Origin of the sequence: Mycolicibacterium vinylchloridicum, assembly GCF_013404075.1 — a bacterium.
In the GTDB taxonomy this organism is placed as follows: domain Bacteria; phylum Actinomycetota; class Actinomycetes; order Mycobacteriales; family Mycobacteriaceae; genus Mycobacterium; species Mycobacterium vinylchloridicum.
In genome coordinates, this window is sequence record NZ_JACBJQ010000050.1 from 20,085 (window position 1) to 37,091 (window position 17,007).

The 17,007-nt window shown below is 61.9% G+C and carries 17 protein-coding genes; 11 read left to right on the top strand and 6 right to left on the bottom strand.

Translation table 11 applies throughout. The features are described from left to right. Positions 1–148: 148 nt before the first annotated feature. Positions 149–1,282, bottom strand: coding sequence for a tyrosine-type recombinase/integrase (locus tag HPC46_RS27535; protein WP_179475361.1), 1,134 nt, complete (start codon positions 1,280–1,282; stop codon positions 149–151). A 617-nt stretch (positions 1,283–1,899) separates the two neighbouring features. On the opposite strand from HPC46_RS27535, the gene HPC46_RS27540 reads away from it, so the two are divergent. The 6 genes from HPC46_RS27540 (at position 1,900) to HPC46_RS27565 (ending at position 8,565) form a co-directional block, all read left to right on the top strand. Then, positions 1,900–2,211, top strand: a complete 312-nt coding sequence (locus tag HPC46_RS27540; RefSeq protein WP_225509169.1) for a hypothetical protein — start codon at positions 1,900–1,902, stop codon at positions 2,209–2,211. Positions 2,212–2,530: 319 nt separating this feature from the next. Then, complete coding sequence (locus tag HPC46_RS27545; protein WP_225509170.1) at positions 2,531–3,154, top strand: TetR/AcrR family transcriptional regulator; 624 nt, start codon at positions 2,531–2,533, stop codon at positions 3,152–3,154. 58 nt (positions 3,155–3,212) lie between these two features. Continuing rightward, on the top strand, positions 3,213–3,656 hold the full coding sequence (locus HPC46_RS27550) for a PaaI family thioesterase (RefSeq protein WP_036345885.1): 444 nt from the start codon (positions 3,213–3,215) through the stop codon (positions 3,654–3,656). After that, entirely contained in the window at positions 3,656–4,570 is a 915-nt protein-coding gene (locus HPC46_RS27555) for an alpha/beta fold hydrolase (protein ID WP_047329672.1), read from the top strand. The genes HPC46_RS27550 and HPC46_RS27555 overlap by 1 nt, the downstream gene beginning before the upstream one ends. A gap of 355 nt (positions 4,571–4,925) precedes the next feature. Beyond that, positions 4,926–5,348, top strand: coding sequence for a DUF6188 family protein (locus tag HPC46_RS27560; RefSeq protein ID WP_036339711.1), 423 nt, complete (start codon positions 4,926–4,928; stop codon positions 5,346–5,348). Positions 5,349–5,469: 121 nt separating this feature from the next. Then, positions 5,470–8,565, top strand: a complete 3,096-nt coding sequence (locus HPC46_RS27565; RefSeq protein WP_225509172.1) for an MMPL/RND family transporter — start codon at positions 5,470–5,472, stop codon at positions 8,563–8,565. A gap of 20 nt (positions 8,566–8,585) precedes the next feature. Here the strand turns inward: HPC46_RS27565 and HPC46_RS27570 are convergent, their stop codons facing one another. Then, a complete protein-coding gene (locus tag HPC46_RS27570; protein ID WP_179475362.1) occupies positions 8,586–9,620 on the bottom strand; it encodes an AraC family transcriptional regulator in 1,035 nt (344 codons plus the stop codon). A 225-nt stretch (positions 9,621–9,845) separates the two neighbouring features. Between HPC46_RS27570 and HPC46_RS27575 the strand changes: the two genes are divergently transcribed. Next, entirely contained in the window at positions 9,846–11,027 is a 1,182-nt protein-coding gene (locus HPC46_RS27575; protein ID WP_225509173.1) for a cytochrome P450, read from the top strand. A 127-nt stretch (positions 11,028–11,154) separates the two neighbouring features. Here the strand turns inward: HPC46_RS27575 and HPC46_RS27580 are convergent, their stop codons facing one another. Next, a complete protein-coding gene (locus tag HPC46_RS27580) occupies positions 11,155–12,312 on the bottom strand; it encodes an MCE family protein (RefSeq protein ID WP_230986017.1) in 1,158 nt (385 codons plus the stop codon). A gap of 326 nt (positions 12,313–12,638) precedes the next feature. Further along, positions 12,639–13,286: a TetR/AcrR family transcriptional regulator gene (locus tag HPC46_RS27585; protein ID WP_036339721.1), complete on the bottom strand. Its 648-nt coding sequence runs from the start codon at positions 13,284–13,286 to the stop codon at positions 12,639–12,641. A 254-nt stretch (positions 13,287–13,540) separates the two neighbouring features. On the opposite strand from HPC46_RS27585, the gene HPC46_RS27590 reads away from it, so the two are divergent. The 4 genes from HPC46_RS27590 (at position 13,541) to HPC46_RS27600 (ending at position 15,414) form a co-directional block, all read left to right on the top strand. Continuing rightward, positions 13,541–14,062 (top strand): PaaI family thioesterase, encoded by a 522-nt coding sequence (locus HPC46_RS27590; RefSeq protein ID WP_047333248.1) that lies wholly within the window; start codon positions 13,541–13,543, stop codon positions 14,060–14,062. Positions 14,063–14,174: 112 nt separating this feature from the next. Then, positions 14,175–14,486: a TetR/AcrR family transcriptional regulator gene (locus HPC46_RS35180; RefSeq protein ID WP_225509265.1), complete on the top strand. Its 312-nt coding sequence runs from the start codon at positions 14,175–14,177 to the stop codon at positions 14,484–14,486. Then, a complete protein-coding gene (locus HPC46_RS35185; protein ID WP_225509175.1) occupies positions 14,422–14,706 on the top strand; it encodes a hypothetical protein in 285 nt (94 codons plus the stop codon). The genes HPC46_RS35180 and HPC46_RS35185 overlap by 65 nt, the downstream gene beginning before the upstream one ends. A 165-nt stretch (positions 14,707–14,871) precedes the next feature. Then, positions 14,872–15,414, top strand: coding sequence for an HD domain-containing protein (locus tag HPC46_RS27600; protein ID WP_036339723.1), 543 nt, complete (start codon positions 14,872–14,874; stop codon positions 15,412–15,414). A gap of 16 nt (positions 15,415–15,430) precedes the next feature. Here HPC46_RS27600 and HPC46_RS27605 read toward each other — a convergent pair whose 3' ends face one another. Then, a complete protein-coding gene (locus HPC46_RS27605) occupies positions 15,431–15,901 on the bottom strand; it encodes an NUDIX hydrolase (RefSeq protein ID WP_036339726.1) in 471 nt (156 codons plus the stop codon). A 20-nt stretch (positions 15,902–15,921) separates the two neighbouring features. After that, positions 15,922–16,641: a helix-turn-helix domain-containing protein gene (locus HPC46_RS27610; RefSeq protein WP_047329669.1), complete on the bottom strand. Its 720-nt coding sequence runs from the start codon at positions 16,639–16,641 to the stop codon at positions 15,922–15,924. Between the last annotated feature and the right edge of the window lie 366 nt (positions 16,642–17,007).

The window sequence follows — 17,007 nt, forward strand, 5'->3', positions numbered from 1 at the left end:
TTCGATCGGACCCGTGGAGTCCCCTGGTGTTCCGTAAAGCTGAATCACAACGCTAGCACGTTCCAAAGCGATCGACAGAAGACACGAAAAGACCCCGCAAGCCTGAAATAGACTGCGGGGCCTTTGTTTACAACAGAAGCTAGAAGGTTTAGACGGCGGTGACCATGGACTCCATCGAGTCCGAGATGGCCTCCATGCTGTGTTCGTCGAAGTGGCCGTATGTGTTCACGGTGGTCCGAATGTCGCGGTGACCAAGATGCTTGGAGACGACGGCCATCGGCACTCGATCTTGCAGCAGCCAACTCGCGGCGGAATGACGCAAGTCGTGGATTCGCGGCTTCGGGTGCTGACGATTGTGCTGGATCGGCTGGCCCTTGTCGTCGACCGACGGCCACGCCCGCTCCACGGCGGGCATCCAGACGCGACGAATGAAGCCGTGAGATCTCACTGGGCCACCAGTGCGATTCGTGAAGATGTACTCGCCGCTGTAGTCGAGCTGGTCGAGCAACTGCTTGGGTACCTTGATCCACCGGACGCTGTTGGTGGTCTTGGTGGTGCCGAGCCGGTATCCGTCGGCTCCGTGCTTCCACGAACGCCGGATGTGCACCCGGTTGTTCTCACGGTCCACGTCACTAGGACGGAGCGCGGTGACCTCTCCCCAGCGGGCACCAGTGACGGCCAAGAACTGGACAAGCAGACGCCAGTGCGGAGTCACCTCCTGGAGGAGGTGGGCGAACTGAGTCTTGGTTAGGAAGTACATCTCCTGCGGATCGTCATCAGGTCGGAGTTCGATGTTGCTTGCCGGGTTCTCGGGGATCTTCTTCGGGACGGCGGTGTTGAGCGCACCCGCTAGAAACATCAGCTTGTTACGGACAGTTTTGCTTGCGGGCCTCTTGCCGTCTTCGTCTGGCTCCTGCATCTCGTTCACCCACGCCTTCACCAGTTCGGGCGTCAGGGCGACCAGAGGCAGGGTTCCCAGGACTGGAGCAATGTCGTTGCGGATGTACGCCCGATATTTGTTGGCGGTGTTGCGGTCAACGCCGGTCAACAGATCCACGTGATGCAGGCACCACTGTTCGACGGTGATCTCCGAGACGACAGACACGTTGTCGGCAATGGTCGCCAGCGCGTTATCAACACCAAACTTGGTAGCGAGTTCGCAGAACCGCTCGGCCTTGGTGAAGTCGTCAAAAGACGTGCTGGTCTGCTTGTTGTGATGCCTATACAGAACGGCCCAATAGATGGTGCCGTCTTTGCGCTTTCGTTCCCGGAGAGAGGCCATGGGCGGCATCTTAGTCGCTTTGTTGACCTGGAATGTTGACGTAATCAGGTCAGATGCTCGAAAACTACCTCTGACCTGCTACGATCTAAGTGGAGCTAAGGGGATTCGAACCCCTGACCCCCACACTGCCAGGAGCGGGCAGAGTCCGTGACCAGGCACGATAGGTCGCAAGTTGTCGTGTAGGGGACGTCGTTGAGGCAGCAACTGTCGTCAGCGTTGTCGTCAAAACTGTCGTCACTCGCCTCGTAAAAGCGGTGCCACTAACGGGCCGCTCCCCATGCGGCCGTCCTGTCGCTGCGATCGGTTGTGTCAAGGGTGGCGAAGCCACGACGAAGTCGCGCCGAAGGCGCTCTTTACTCGGCCGATCAGCGGGCCAGACACTTCGGAAATGGAGGGTGGCAGCCGACCAGCTGCGCGTCGCGACCGCCGCCGGGGTCTCGTGACAACAGGCGTCTCGGCGTCGGTGGGCAAAGGTCGGCTTACGGGGCGATTGCCGCTTCAGACCGCTGCTTATGGGCCCAGAAAAACGCTGGGTGAGCTCTTAGGCTCGATTGATGGCTTCCTCACCGCTTCCTTCCGGTGCTCGTAGCGGCCGTCCAGCCCGGTGGCGACGTTGGATGCTCGAGGGGCTGTACAGTTTCGACCGCCGCGCAATCGCAGACTGGACAAGCCTGATGTCCAGCAACCTCCAGCGCCCTCAAGGCGCGGCGCCGACCGCGACCACCCGCTACATCGTGGACCTCATTCATTACACGACCGATCTCCGATATGCAGCACGGGTGCTGGCGGCACACGGTCATCCAGCCGGCCGCGCCTCGCTGGCCGATGCCGCGCTTGACTTCAATTCAGCATTAGATGGGCTTTGCGCCGCCCGCGACAAACTGCTGAAAGTTGTTTCCGCTGAACAGGTTACCGACACCGACGGCTAGGCGAGGTCGCATCTAAGCGGCCCGTGTTACGTAGGACCACGCGACCCCCGGGAAGCGGCGGTGGCACGTTTTCGCAGTTCAGCAGCAGTTGTAATGGTTTCAGGGCAGCTCGTGACATTGACGGACGCGCACGCCGTTCGGCATCGCGCAAGCCGTTTGGCCCCAAAGTGGTCCCAGCAGAGAACGGTGCCGCGAACAACCACGCTCGTGGTCAGGCGGGGCCCCTCTCAGGGGCCCAGGAGTGCCTTTATCTGAGACAGATTAGAAACTCTGTTGCATAGTTGATCGCGTAGTGCTGAGTCGTGTGCATACTGATCACGTGGCGACAAAGTCATTGCGCTGGGGCGCGTCCGCTGCGGCGGATGGGAGATCAGGGCGCGACCGATTGCTCGACGCCGCTGAGCGCTGCCTTGAGGTGCAGGGTCTCGCAGGCACCACTATGGAGGACATCGCCAGAAATGCCGGTGTGTCACGGGCGACGGTTTACCGGTACTTCGCGAGTCGCGAGGCCGTGATCTCTGGGGTCATCATTCGCGCCACCGAAGAATACCTACGCCGGATGGAACCGCGGTTGTCCGGCCATAGTGACTTAGGTTCTGCGATCGTTGATTTCATCGATCACACTGTGATTGCGGCCCGCCGAAGGCCCATCATCGGCGTCCTATTCGGCAGCGATCGTGAACTCGCGGGTGTGGGCCTTGCCGAGGGAACATCGACCATGCTTTTCGAACTCGTCACCGAGTTTCTTCGGCCTCTCTTCGCGACGCACTGGAACCAGTTGGCGCCCGGGGTCTCCGTTGATGACGCCGCGGAATGGATACTTCGCACCGTGCTGAGTCTGCTCACCGTTCGTGGCCCAAGGGATCGAAGCAGAGACGGACTGCGCACCTATCTGCAACGTCTTCTTCTACCCGCAATCGTCTCTGGCCAAGACGCAACGTGATGTAACAAGTCAGGCGTAGTGTCTCAAACACCAGCCCCCACACCGAGGAGAGGTGAACATGTCCGCGAACTTCGCCGCATTCGACGCGCAGGTCGCCAACCAGTTAAAAGGGGCGGCGTTGACGGCCGGCGGCCTGGCTGGCTACTTAGGATTTCGTCATACCGATTTCTTAGCGGGACGCCTCGTCGTCGAGATGGACGCCCGGGACGACTTAAAGACGCCCTTCGGCTCGTTGCACGGTGGCTGTCTGTCGGCGCTCGTTGACCACTGTCTCGGCGTCGTGTTCTATCCCGTCATTCCTGCCGGATCCTGGGTTGCGACCACCGAATTCAAGCTGAACCTACTCCGACCGGTGTCCAGCGGCACGTGCGTCGCGGTAGCCGAGATCATCTCGCTCGGGAAGAGCAGCGGTGTCGCGAGAATCGATATTACCAACGACGGGCGGGCTGTGTGCGCTGCCCAGGGCACTGTGACTGTTGTGGGCCAGAAGGCGGCCTCGTGATGTCCCCCGGGCTCGGCAGGCGGCGCAGGGTAAGACCTGTCCTCCAGCGAGTGCCCACCACCGACGGAGTCTCCTTGGCGGTCGACCTGTATCCGTGCGCGAAGCCGCGGGCAGCCGTATTGCTGCTACACGGAGGAGGCCAAAGCCGTCATGCGTGGGATGCGACAGCGCAGCGCTTACACGCACGCGGCTACCTCGCGGCGGCCTACGATGCGCGCGGACACGGGGATAGTGACTGGGACCCGGATGGCCGCTATGACCTTGATCGACTCGGCGGCGACCTGCTCGCGGTGCGTTCGCACGCGGCAGGTGGGCACCCTGTTGTGGCCATTGGAGCTTCCCTCGGCGGTCTGACGATCCTGGGCACTCACCTACTCGCATCACCTGACCTGTGGGACGCCGTGGTGCTGGTGGACATCACTCCACGCATGGAGATGCAGGGCGCACGGCGCGTCGTCGCATTCATGGCGGCGCACCCCGACGGTTTCGCCGATCTTGAGTCTGCCGCCGAGGTTATCGCCGCGTACAACCCACACAGATCGAAGCCAAGCAGCCTCGACGGACTACGGAAGGTCTTGCAGCAGCGCGCCGACGACCGTTGGGTATGGCGGTGGGATCCGGCCTTTGTGGCGTCGAATTTTGGCTTCCTGCAAGGTAATCCAGATGAGGGCGCAGCGGAGTTCGACCGGATGAGCATGGTGTTGATCGACGGCGCACGGCAGGTATCTGCTCCTACGCTTCTTGTGCGGGGGCTGTTGTCGGACGTGGTGTCGGAGGAGACAGTGAACGACTTCGTCGACCTCGTGCCGCACGCGCGCACGGTGGACGTGACCGACGCTGGTCACATGATCGCTGGAGACGACAACGACGCGTTCTCCGAAGCCGTCATCGATTTCCTCGACGAGGTTGTCTAAATCGAGCTAGAGGGAGAGCTTGTCCCGGGCACGTTCAAGCTCGGCCGGGTCGTGGCATGCAGTCACCAGGACACGCGACGCCCAGGGGCGCGTGCTGATGTAAGCGACGGTCGGCCAGGTCACGAGAATGCCGAACGCCAATAGCGCGGTCGCTGCGGGATCCGACAAGGAACGCACCCCTTGACGAATGGTCCCCAACGACTCGTTTGCTCGAAGTTGCCCGCCGTGCCCGTCGCAGCAAAATGCACAGCACCACCGCCGCACCCACGAGCTGCAAAATAGGACCTTCTGGTATCGCTCCGATACTAGCAGTACCATAAATACAACACATCGGAGTGTTGAACAGGAGACCGACATGCATACGCAGTGGATCGAACAGCGCACCGTCCAGCGAGTTTCGTTGCGAGAAGGCCTGGTTCTGAGTCTCGACGACTACAACGAACTCGTCATCGCGCGGCCCATGAGGCTGACCTTGCCGGCGATCGGGTCGCATCCGTCCGAAGAAGTGCTTATCGATCCCGCCCGGGTGTCGGCTCAGGAGCGTCCACTACTCGATTTGGCCGGCGCAGTGTGCACACGGGCCTGGTGCGATGACGAGGGGGCGCTGCATTTGGGCTTCTCCCGCGGGCATTGCATCGATGTCGATCCCGACAGCCACGAGACGGCGTGGGAGCTGTACGGCAAACGGCATGGCTACATGGCTTGCCTCCCGCATGGACGTGTGCGCGTCGTTCGCCATGACCTGGTCGATGACGAAACTGACGGTGCTGCAAATTGATTCGATGATTCGGAGCCGGGTTGCCGAGATAGCCGCCGTTTGCCCGGGGGTCGCGCGGGCAAATAGGAAACCGTTAGTATCGGTGCTATACCGATAGTTCCACTCTTGAGGGGGCGTGACGGTGGCTGATGATGTCCACGGTGTCGGGACCGTTTCTCGACGCGTCCGTCTTGCCGACCCCGCAGCGTCGCCGGAATACAGTGCGCGGCTGGCCAGGCTTGCCGCCTTCACGGTTCACCACAAGGCGCTCGTGATCGGTGGGTGGCTCGCCATTGCAGTGGTGCTAGCGCTGTTGTTCCCACAGCTCGAAACCGTTGTGCGGCGACAGTCGGTCGACCTCATTCCCCGGGACGTGCCGTCATTTCAGACTGTTGACCGCATGAGCGCTGCGTTCGGCGAGCAAGGGTCGAAGACGATGCTGTTCGTCGCCATGGAAAGCCCCGCTGGGCTGACGCAGCAGGCGCGGGATCGATACTCGAGGCTCGTCGAGCGCCTTCGAGCCGATCACGCCCACGTGCTGCTGGTGCAGGACTTGCTGGCCGATCCCGTGATGAAGGCACAAGCCGTCAGCGCAGACGGCAAAGCGTGGTTCCTACCGGTGGGGGTGGCCGGGACTCTGGGTGATCCCACTGCAGCGGAATCGGTGCAGGCAGTCCGCGCCACCGCCCAACGCGCCTTCGACGGGTCGGACATCACCGTCCGCGTGACCGGTCCCCCGGCAACCTTCAGTGACCAAATCGCTTCTGCCGAACACGATTTGCTGTTCATCTCGATCGCAACGGCCGGGTTGATCGCGTTGATCCTGCTGATGGTCTACCGGTCGTTGTTTACCGCGTTATTGCCCTTGCTAGTCATCGGGCTGAGTCTGGCCGTCGGCCGTGGTGTCTTGTCCGCATTCGGGCAGCTGGGCATGCCGGTTTCGCAGTTCACCGTGGCATTCATGACCGCGATCCTTCTCGGCGCAGGAACCGATTACACAGTCTTTTTGATCAGCCGGTACCACGAACAGCGGCGCGCCGGTACCCCTGCCGATCTCGCTGTCATTCACGCGACGGCCAGCATCGGACGAGTGATCTTCGCGTCGGCAGCTACTGTCGCCCTGGCTTTTCTGGCCATGGTCTTCGCCACGCTGAGCGTGTTCGCCGGATTGGGACCAGCGTGCGCGGTTGCCGTACTTGTGGGCTTCCTGGCTACGGTGACACTGTTGCCGCCAGTGTTGGCGTTGGCGGCCCGACGCGGTATCGGTGAACCCAAGCCCGACCGCACCCGCCGGTACTGGAACAGCGTCGCTGTGGCGGTCGTGCGTCACCCTCGGCCGTTGCTCGTTGCTAGCTTGATGATCCTCCTGGCTCTTTCCGGTGCAGCTGCCACGATGAAGATCAGCTACGACGACCGAAAAGGACAACCTCCCACCACGGCTAGCAATGAGGGCTACCAGCTCCTCGACCGACACTTTCGCAAAGACGTCGTCATCACCGAGTTCCTAGTGGTCGAAAACCCCGTCGACATGCGCACCGGGAAAGGGCTGGCCGACCTCGACGAAATGGCATCGCGCATCTCCCAGATCCCCGGCGTGGTCAAGATATCCGGAGTCACCCGTCCGGCAGGCACCCGCCTTGACCAAGCGCAATTATCGTGGCAGAACAGGCAAATCGGCGACAAGATGGCCGGTGCCGTCGCCGATGGCAATTCCCGCCGCGATGACCTCGCCAAGCTCACCGATGGAGCCAACCAACTGGCCAACGGACTCGCGCAGCTCGACACATCTGTACGGACCGCACTGAAACCATTAGGCCCAGTGCTCACCCAAGCACAGTCCGCCGGCCAGGACTTCCAACGGTTTGCCCCACTTCTGCACCAACTCTCAGCGACCAGCCCCAGTATCGACAACGCAATACAAGCCGGCCCAGGCATCCGCCCGCTGGCCGAACGCACACAAGGCGCCATCGACACCCTGAACCCGCTCGTCGACCTGCTCAATGGGTCACCCTGGTGCGTCACAACTCCCCAATGCGCTCAAATCCGCGACCAGGTCCAGATCCTGGTTGCTCTGAGAAACAACGGATTCTTCTCCCAGGTCGCCGCGCTGGGTGACCGCTACGACCCCGCCACCAACGCCACCGTAACCGGCACCATCGCCGACGTTCAGACTGCCGTCAATGCCATGAACAAGGCATTCGGCGCGCTGGGAAAGCCCGCCGATCTCGCGGCCAACATCACCCGGCTACAAGACGGCATCAGCCAGCTCGCCTCCGGTTCCCGCGCGCTGGCCGATGGGGTAAAGACGCTGGCGGACAGCAATATTGAGATGCTATCCGGTATGAGCCAAATCGCCACCCAGCTTCAGAACTCGTCTCGCGCGTCCGCGGGTTCGGATGCCGCGTCCGGCTTCTACCTGCCCGCAGACGCCTTTGCGAACCGCCAATTCGCCGACGTCGCAAAGCAGTTCCTGTCACCCGATGGGAAAACGGCGCGATTCGCAGTGGAGACCAGCAACGATCCCTACAGCGTCGAAGCGATGGACCTTGCCCGCCAGATGACCCAAGTCGCCGATGGAGCCAGGCCGAACACCTCGCTGGCGAACGCCACGATCTCTGTCGCCGGCTTCCCCGCGGTCAATTCTGATATCCAGCGTCTGCTCTCGTCCGACTTCATCCAACTTGCCATCGCCACCCTGGTCATCGTTGGACTCATCCTGGTGGTGCTACTGCGCGCGCTCGTGGCACCGCTGTATCTCCTTGGCACCGTGGTGCTGAACTACCTCGCCTCACTCGGCATCGGAGTCATCGTTTTCCAATGGATACTCGGTCATGAAATCGCCTGGCCTGTACCGCTATTAGCCTTCATCATTCTGGTGGCAGTCGGTGCCGACTACAACATGTTACTGGTATCGCGACTGCGGGAGGAGAGCGGCAGCAATCTGCGTATCGGCGTTCTACGGACGGTCGCCACCACAGGCTCGGTCATCACCTCCGCCGGCCTGATCTTCGCCGCGAGCATGTTCGGCTTGATGATCGGCTCGGTCGCGATCATGATCGAGACCGGCCTCATCATTGGCTGCGGACTGCTGTTGGATACTTTCCTGGTCCGGACGCTGACCGTACCCGCCATCGCTACTTTGCTGCGCGAACGGAGCTGGTGGCCACAACGTCTCGCCACTAGACCAAGGACTGCGGCACCGTCGCGATACCGCCCGACAGTCGACGTCGGCGCGTGAGCATGCAGCTTGCCCTCACATCACGTTTGAGCCGTTGACCGCCCACGGCGCTTGGACTCACTGGGTGGGCGCCCATTCCACCGAATATGGGCTCGAGTGAATGCGGCCGTCTCCGAATAGCCAAGTCGGCGTGCAGTTTCCTCGACAGTGAGTCCCGAACTCAACAGCTCGGCGGCCAGCGCTGCGCGAACCTCGTCTGCGAGTGCGCGGTAGCTGGTTCCCTCTCCCGCCAAGTGACGGTGCAACGTGCGATCGGTGATGCAGAGTTCCCTCGCGATGGTCGCCATGGATGGGATCTGGGTCGAATCTTGGATCATCCGCATCCGCACCCAGGCTGATATGCCACGACGGGTTCGTCGACGGTTCAATAACTCCTCGCACTGGCGGATACAGATCGCCGCAGTCTGGGGATCTGGCGCGGGCATCGGTTGGCTCACCAGATCAGCGGGGACAATCAGGGCGTTGCGCACCGCGTTCTCCACAGTGACCGTCACGTTGTCGATCTCCACCAGACTTGCCGGCAGCTGCAGATCCGCCACCTCCAGTCGCATCGCGATCGGCGCGTCAACGCCACGCATGAGCGGCGGCAAGATCTGCAGGAACATTGCAAAATCGCGTTCGAGCAGAAACCTCCGCACATCGGGAGGAACCTGGGCGTTATCAAGACCGATGACCGCTTCGGTGTTGTTGAGTTCTGGTGCGGCCAGACTCAGGTAGACGGTACTGAGTGCGGCGTACCGGCAGGCGACGTCTATCGCGTCCCCAACGGTTGGACTCGAAATCAGTGCATAACCCAGAATGCCCATGTCGGCGAAGGTGTAGCGCGCACCGGTTTCCGTACCCAGTCCCGGTTGATCGCCGAGTCGGCCGATCAGGTTGCGAATCATCGTCAGTTCCTGACTCGCATGCATCTCGCTGGTCGGGTCCCTCAACCCCTGCGACGTGAGTCCTGTTCCAGACAAACAGATTTCAGGATTGAGGCCGTGGTGTACCGCGGTCTCCAAGATGTGTCGACCCGGCGCCGAGGAGCGCGCCACGTCCCACACCGGGGCCATCGGACTAGGCATGTGTCTGAAAATATCAAATGTCTGTCTGATTCTGTCATTATCGAGCCATTGCGACCGGCCTAACGTCATGTTATGTCGACGGATCTTCTACGGCCCCCACCACGCGCGGTGCTTTCTGCAACTCGCAGCTCCGTCACTGATCTGTGGCGTCCGGTTGCGACAGGGGCTTACCGCGATCTACGGCGCCCACGCACTGCATCGGCGCCGAAGTCGGTGCCACGAACCACATTCGATCCGACGCTCGCCGAGAACATCGCCGACCCCTATCCCGAGCTGCTGCGCATTCGTGAGCATCCGGTGGTCGTCAACGAGCGGCTCGGCGTCTGGATGATGGGGCGCTACGAGGACGTGCACAAGGCCGTTCGCAACAATGAGGTGTTCTCGTCGAGGGACGGCATCATGCTGCGGTCGTTTGTCACCAGTGCTGTACTCACCACAGACCCACCCGATCACACCCGCCTGCGGCATCTGACCGCGCCCATGTTCAGCAAGCGTTCGGTACAGACTCTGGCCACAGATATTCGCGCGTTGTCCGATGAGGCGATCAGGCCACTGCGAGACGGCGACGTCATTGACATGGTCGCGGCGCTGACGATCCCCATGCCCATCAACGTCATTGCCACAATCTTGGGTATTCCCCATCCTCAGTGGCCGGCCTTTCGCACCGTATCCAACAAGTTCGCGAGACTATTCGGACCGCGGTCGGTGCACGAGGTCATGCGATACGTCGGTTCGCTACTTCAGTCCTACGTGCAGATGCGCAGCTTCATAGACGTCGAGATGGGCCGGCGGTCCAGCACGTCGGCAGACGATCTCTTGGGTTGGTTGCAGGCAGCCAAAGAATCCGGCGAGCTCAGCGATCAGGAAGCTTTCTTCTACGCGCTCATCCTTCTGGTCGCCGGCAACGAGACCACTACAAACCTGTTGGGCATGCTGCTCGTCAGGCTCGCCGAGGACCGCGAGTTCTTCCTGACGTTGAAAGCCGACCGCAGCCTGCTTCGCCCGGCGGTCGAGGAGACCGCGCGTTGGGGCTCGCCGGTGCAGTGGGTCACCAGAACCGCTACCGCGCCCTATCGGATCGGCGACACGGTAATCCCTAAGGGCGCAAAGGCGTTGCTCTTCTATGCCTCGGCGAACCGAGACCCGGCGAAGTTCAGCGACCCCGATCGGTTCGACCCTCATCGCGACACGACCGGGCACCTGGCATTCGGCCATGGACTTCACTTTTGTCTGGGCGCTCATCTCGCACGACTCGAAGTGATCACAGCGGTGGACCATCTGCTGGACGAACTCGACGGCCTGGAGCTTGCTGGACCCGTGCGCTGGGGTACCAATCCTTCACTGCGAGGACCTGTTTCGATTCCCTTACGCGTCCGGCGAGGAAGCGCTTCCTGAGCGACTGCATGCCGCCCCAATGTCGCTGTCTCCCAGTTCCATCGGAATATGACGATTCTATGTATCGAGGCCGCTGAGCGCCGCTTCGACGTAGTCGTGGACCGGTGGGTCCGCAGGCCTGCTCGTCCTAGGGATTGATGGTGTTTTCACCGACCTGGCGTCCCCACACATATTCGGTAAGCAATGGCTGCCCGAGTTCGAGGTGGTTGTAGGGAGCCAGTGATGCGCCGGTGTCGGCTACCAGGTAAGGGGCGGGCCAGAAATCCTTGGTGACTGTCTGCCAACATCCAGGGGCGCCGCCCGGGCCGCCTCGCGCATTGGAACGGGGCAGGTTATCCGGATAGACGTACGGATTCGGCGCACCGGTGAGCCCGATACGGAAGTCGATCGAGTAGCCGTTGCCGCCTGCGGATTCAACAGTCTGCGGCAGGATCGCAGCATAATTTCTTATGCTGCACAGGAATTCGGGACTGTAGGTGTTCAAGGTGCCGGTGGTCGTCACCAGGTCAGCCAGACCTCGCACCAGGTAGGGACTTCCCCGCCCCACGATGTCAGCGCCAGCGTTGCCGAAGCCCGCGGCAGCCAGCAGCGCCGCATCGAGATCGGCTCGCTGCTCATTGACGGTGCCTGCCGTGGTCGCTGCATTGTTGAGGAATTTCCAGAAATCGGGTGAGGATTGGGCATAGACGTCGGCGAGGTCGGTAAGGCGTTTGATGTCTTCGCGGATCTGCGGCATTTCAGGGTTGATGTCGTCGAGGACAGCATTGCCCGCGATGATTGATCGGCCGAAGTCGAGGCCGTGCCCGTCCAGTGCCTCGGCGGTGGCCGCAAGAGTCAGGTTGAGTTTGACGGGATCGACTTTCTGCGCGATCGACATCAAGGTTTCGAACAGGGTGTTGAATTCGGTCGTCACGTGCGAGACGTCGATCACCTGCGAGCTCGACACGCGCGCAGATGCCGGTCTCGACGGGCTACGGAAGGCTACATACTTGTTGCCGAATACCGTGCTGGCCTTGATCTCGGCGGTCACGTTGGCCGGGATCAGCTCGATGTACTTTGGAGCGACGTCCAGGGACAGTTTCGCCTTGGTGGTGTCATCTTGCTGGATCGCGCGCACCGCGGCGACCCGGCCGATTTCGACGCCGTTGTAGGTCACTTTTGCCCCGGGCTCCATGACCAGCCCAGCGCGATCCGACACCAGGGTCAAGTGCATGGCCGGAGTGAACTCACCGTGAAATTGCAGGTAGACCGTCGATACCACTACTACGACCAGGGCCAGCGCCACGGTCCCGGCCGTTCGTAACGGTGGATGGTGCCGCCAGTGATTCAGCGTGCGACCAACAGCGGCGCGATTCGACGAACGACTCACGCGGACAGGGGTTTTCATATGACGGGCTCACTGGATCGTGGTCGACTGAACCTCATAAGTGTACCTATAGTAGCACAACGCTACATAGCGTTTTGAAACTGTTAGTAGCGTTTTCTCAGCGCGGCTGGCGGATGGCGATGACGCAGGGTCACCAGGAAGTTTCAGCCAGGCCCAGTGCGAGCCGCCCGGTCCCAGCGACGACAAGCCGCAGGCGAACCGCCGGCGCACCTACCAATTCGCCGTCACGCCTCGGTTCGGGTGCGTGAGTGTGCGGCCAGAAAGTCGTCGACGATGCGGACGCACTGGTCACGGCTGATGGTGCAGAGTCCGGTCATGCGTGCGAAGACCAGCGGACCGACGAGCTGGCACTCAGCCAATTCGAGGTCGAATTCGTCAAGTTCTTCGCGAGCCTGGTCGCTCGACAGGATTTCGTCGAACGGTTTGCGGTATTGCTCGACGACCCTAGAACGCAGGCTGCCAGCCGGGCTGTCCTCATCTGCGGTGCCGTCAGCAGCAGGATCGGTGGGCCCAAGGGCGACCCAAGCCAGCGTGGTGACCTGGATCGGGGCATCGGCAAAGAGTGCGGCCTGCCGGCTGAGGATTTCAATCAGCCTCTGCCGCAGCGACCCCTCGTCGGGTGTCGGTGTAGTGACGTGCGGCAGCAGGCGCTCGAATGTGGCCGCCAGCAACTGTGATGAGCTTGCGAAATGCCGATAGAGGGTGGTGCGAGCCACCTTGGAGGCTTTGGTCACCGCGTCGATCGTGACGGCTTCGATTCCCCCGGTGGTGAGGAGTGCCGCCGCCGCGTCGAGCAGTCGGTTACGCGACCTGATCCGGCGGGGGTCGATGTCATCATCGTCGTCTGCGTATGCCGCCGGTTGAGTGCTCACTGCGTTGTCCCTTCGGAAAATGGGACCTGCGGGCGGCGTTTCCAGCAGGCGTCAAGGTATGGTACCAAGAGTAGCGTAGCGAAACTGTTCGTAGGTTTGTCCGCGGTTACGGAGAACACCCTGGTCGGTAGGCATGGCCGTCGTGTCTACGCGGGAGGGTCTTGGTGCGTCCAGAAGCTGCCAAACGAAGGCTCGTTGCAGTTGCGGTGCGGGCCCGACGATATCGCGAATCAGTGCGAAACAAGGGGATGACGATGGGTGACACAGCACATCCGGGGCCATATCTACTGCCTCCGCATACCTCGACGTGTACCGGGTGCGGGCCCGCGAATTCGCATGGATTGCAGCTGGTTGTCTATCGCGACGGTGACGAGGTCTACAGCGATGTGACGTTCGATGAGCGCCATATCGGCGCCCCAGGACTGGCGCACGGCGGCGCAGTAGCGACAGCCTGTGACGACGTACTGGGCTTCACGTTGTGGGTGGCCGGCACGCCCGCGGTGACACGCAGTCTGACAGTGGAGTATCTGCGACCTGTCCCGTTGCACGAACCGCACAGGATTACTGCCCAGATCACCGGCCGCCAAGGACGTGCTCTTCACGTCAGCGGAACGGGAGTCAGTCACGATGGCATCACCCGGTTCACCGCCAGCGCAGTCTTCGTGACGGTGGGTGTCGATCATTTCGCTGCGCACGGCGACGTGAGCGGATTCGAGGACCTGTTTGATCGGCTAGCCGGCGCGCTTCACCAACCAATTGGTGATCACAGCGTCTGAGCGTGGCGTTGGCAGCATGGCTTCGAAGTTGAGGCAGCATCGCCCCGATAGGGCGGCCGACCTTGGCGGTGTCGACACGTACCGCCGTAACAGTGCAGTAGATGCCGCGATGATGCTGGCAGTTAGCGGCGGTTACGAGGCTGTGCACGTTCGCGCGGTGGCCGCGCAGGTCGGAATCGGCGTCAGCACGCTGTACCGGTACTTCCCCTCCAAGATCCACCTCTTGGTGTCGGCGTTGACCCGCGAGTTCCAAGAGTTTGGAAACAGCCGCGATTGGACCGTCACCGCGTCGACACCGCGCGAACGCCTTCGCTTGCTCGTCGACTGCCTGCACACCGAATGGCAACCAAGACCCGCGCTTGACCGAGGCGGTGACGCGCGCCTTCGTCCTCGCCGACCACACCGCCGCCGCAGCCACCGATGAAGCGATCGACGTCATTGAAGGTCTGCTGGCAAGGACTTTGAGCGGCGGCGAGCCCACGGTCAGAGACCAGCGACTAGCGGGGCTGATCGCTGATGTGTGGCTTGCCAATTTGGCGGCGTTCAGCAGTGGGCGAATATCGGGTGAAGTCGCTCGGGATCGAATCGATAGGGCCATCGACCGCTTTGTGGACGCCACTCATGGCGATCCCGAAGTGGGCTGAGAACCTGTTCTTGATAACAGTAGAGAAAGTTCTCACAGCCTCGATCCGATAGGCATTTTTCGGTCCGTGGTGGCGGACGGGAGCGCCAGCGGACGGGAGCCGCCGCGGCGTGGATCTTTCGCCCAAATCGCGTCGGTGCTGTGTCGGGCACATTCGTAGACTTGCATCGTGGTGACGGACGCGGCACGTGCACGGGCGATCGCCGAGGAGCGACTGGCCGATCTGCCGCATCGGTGGGCCCATGTCTGCGGAGTCGCGGCGACGGCGGAGCGATTGGTCGTCGGCTTGGGCGCCATGGATGCCGACGCGGTGGTGGCTGCCGCGTGGCTTCACGATGTTGGCTATGCGCCGTCAGTTCGATCGACTGGTTTCCACCCCGTCGACGGCGCAGTGTTCGTCCGCGACGAGGGCTTTCCCGCAGTGGTGGTCTCGCTGGTGGCCTATCACACGGGCGCGGTGTTCGAGGCGCGGGAGCGCGGCCTCTTAGACGCGCTGGCCGAGTTCACGGCACCTCCGTCGTTGTTACTAGACGTGCTGACGTGCGCGGACTTGACCACTGGCCCGCAGGGCTCGCCTGTGCGAGCTGAAGATCGAGTCACGGAGATCCTGTCGCGTTACCCCGATGGGGATCCTGTGCATCGTGCGATCGAGCGGGCGGCGCCGAGCCTGTTGGCGGCGGCAGCACGAGTTAGTGCCTCCGCCGGCTAGAGACGACCTTGCCGGGCTACCCGAGGTATGGGCTGTCGCGGCGTTGAAGGTAGTGCTGAATGCGCAGCCGCATCGAGGGGTGGACGTCCAAAGATGCAAGTTCGCCTGGTGACGTCCAGGCGATGTCGGTGCTTTCCGAGTCGACTCGCAACTGTCCACCGAGCAGCCGGGTGGTGAAGCACAGCGAGAACTGTTGACGGACTTCACCGTCGGCGTAGGCCATAACGTGGCGAGGATTGGTGTAGACGCCGATGAGTCCGCTGATCTCGACGTCGAGACCGGTTTCCTCTTTCACTTCACGAACCGCCGCGTCGACGATGGATTCGCCCAATTCCATTGCGCCACCCGGCAATGCCCAAAGGTTATTGTCGCGGCGGCGAATTAGCACGATGCGATCATGTGAATCGGTGACGACGGCGGTAGTGGAGGGCACCACACTGTTTGCGGCTGGCGCGTGGGGATCGTTGTAGTAGTCGGTCCGGGCCATACGGTTCTCCAATCGGCAGGTCAGGCGTGCGTGGGTAATGGTTGGGCGGTGTTCCACACCCGTTCGAAAGAGAGTTGGTGATCGCGCCACAGCTCGGGCGCGTCGTCACGTCGAATAAAGAGGACGGGATTGTCGCTGGCGGGAGCACCGTATAGGTGCGGGTTGGCAATCAGGGTGTTGTCCGCGCGGAACATCGACGTGTACAGCGGTGTGGCGTGTGTGCGCACCTCCAAGCCTGGGGCGTCGGCGAGTGAAGCCAATCGTGCGAGTGTGATCTGGCAGCGAGCTGCTAGAACTGAGCCAATCGTCTCCTCTTCCCCGCGTTGGCTTACCGCAGCGCAATCGGGATCACCCACGATGAAGCGAATGGCGACTCCGCGTTCGGCCGCGACTGCGAGCGTTGAGCAGAACCTGGGAATGCCGTCGAAGAGGAAGGTGCCCCCGTAGACCAGGATGTCGATCTGCTCGGCGGCGCCGCCGAACAGTTGGGTCCACACGGCGACAGGGACGTCCGCGCGGCTTCGGTACACACTGACCGCGACCGTGCCGGTACCAGGTGGGCGCAGGGTGGGAAAGATGTCTGGCCACAGCGTCTGCGGATCACAGCCCAGTGCGTCGGCGGTGGCGCGCGCGTTGACCGCCTGGGGCAGTGATTCACCCCTGACCCAGCGGCCCACCGTCTTGACGTCGACACCGGCGGCTGTTGCGAGTCTGGCTTCGCTGAAACCCTTTTCACTCATTCGCGTCGTCAGTGCGTGGTTAGGAACAGGTAGCTTCTCGATCTGCTCATGCTAGGAGCGCGGTGCCAGCGTTAGCGACGCCCAAAGCACAAAAGTTGGCGCGCGATTGTCGTCCGAGTGTCCGCGTTGTCCAGGCGTCTGTCCGCTTTGTCTAACTGATGCCCTGGGAATGTCCGAGTTGTCCGCCTGAACTGGTGGTCGCGGCCGAGCGGTCGCGAGAAAACAGCAGGAAGGACAGTTGTCCGTGGCCATGAAAAAGTACCCGCTGGTGGCCAAGTAGAGGTCCCCGCTGGTGGCCAGATAAAAGTCCCCACCCTGTGTTCGTCGTGTCGATCAGGAACTGTGGGCCCCGATGGTGACGGTGAA

Coding starts and splice junctions, on each gene's coding strand:
- HPC46_RS27540 (WP_225509169.1), top strand. CDS start 1,900: ATGCTCGAGGGGCTGTACAGTTTCGACCGCCGCGCAATCGCAGACTGG.
- HPC46_RS27555 (WP_047329672.1), top strand. CDS start 3,656: ATGTCCCCCGGGCTCGGCAGGCGGCGCAGGGTAAGACCTGTCCTCCAG.
- HPC46_RS27570 (WP_179475362.1), bottom strand. CDS start 9,620: ATGGCCCCGGTGTGGGACGTGGCGCGCTCCTCGGCGCCGGGTCGACAC.
- HPC46_RS27550 (WP_036345885.1), top strand. CDS start 3,213: ATGTCCGCGAACTTCGCCGCATTCGACGCGCAGGTCGCCAACCAGTTA.
- HPC46_RS27590 (WP_047333248.1), top strand. CDS start 13,541: ATGGGTGACACAGCACATCCGGGGCCATATCTACTGCCTCCGCATACC.
- HPC46_RS27610 (WP_047329669.1), bottom strand. CDS start 16,641: ATGAGTGAAAAGGGTTTCAGCGAAGCCAGACTCGCAACAGCCGCCGGT.
- HPC46_RS27560 (WP_036339711.1), top strand. CDS start 4,926: ATGCATACGCAGTGGATCGAACAGCGCACCGTCCAGCGAGTTTCGTTG.
- HPC46_RS35180 (WP_225509265.1), top strand. CDS start 14,175: ATGCTGGCAGTTAGCGGCGGTTACGAGGCTGTGCACGTTCGCGCGGTG.
- HPC46_RS27605 (WP_036339726.1), bottom strand. CDS start 15,901: ATGGCCCGGACCGACTACTACAACGATCCCCACGCGCCAGCCGCAAAC.
- HPC46_RS27535 (WP_179475361.1), bottom strand. CDS start 1,282: ATGGCCTCTCTCCGGGAACGAAAGCGCAAAGACGGCACCATCTATTGG.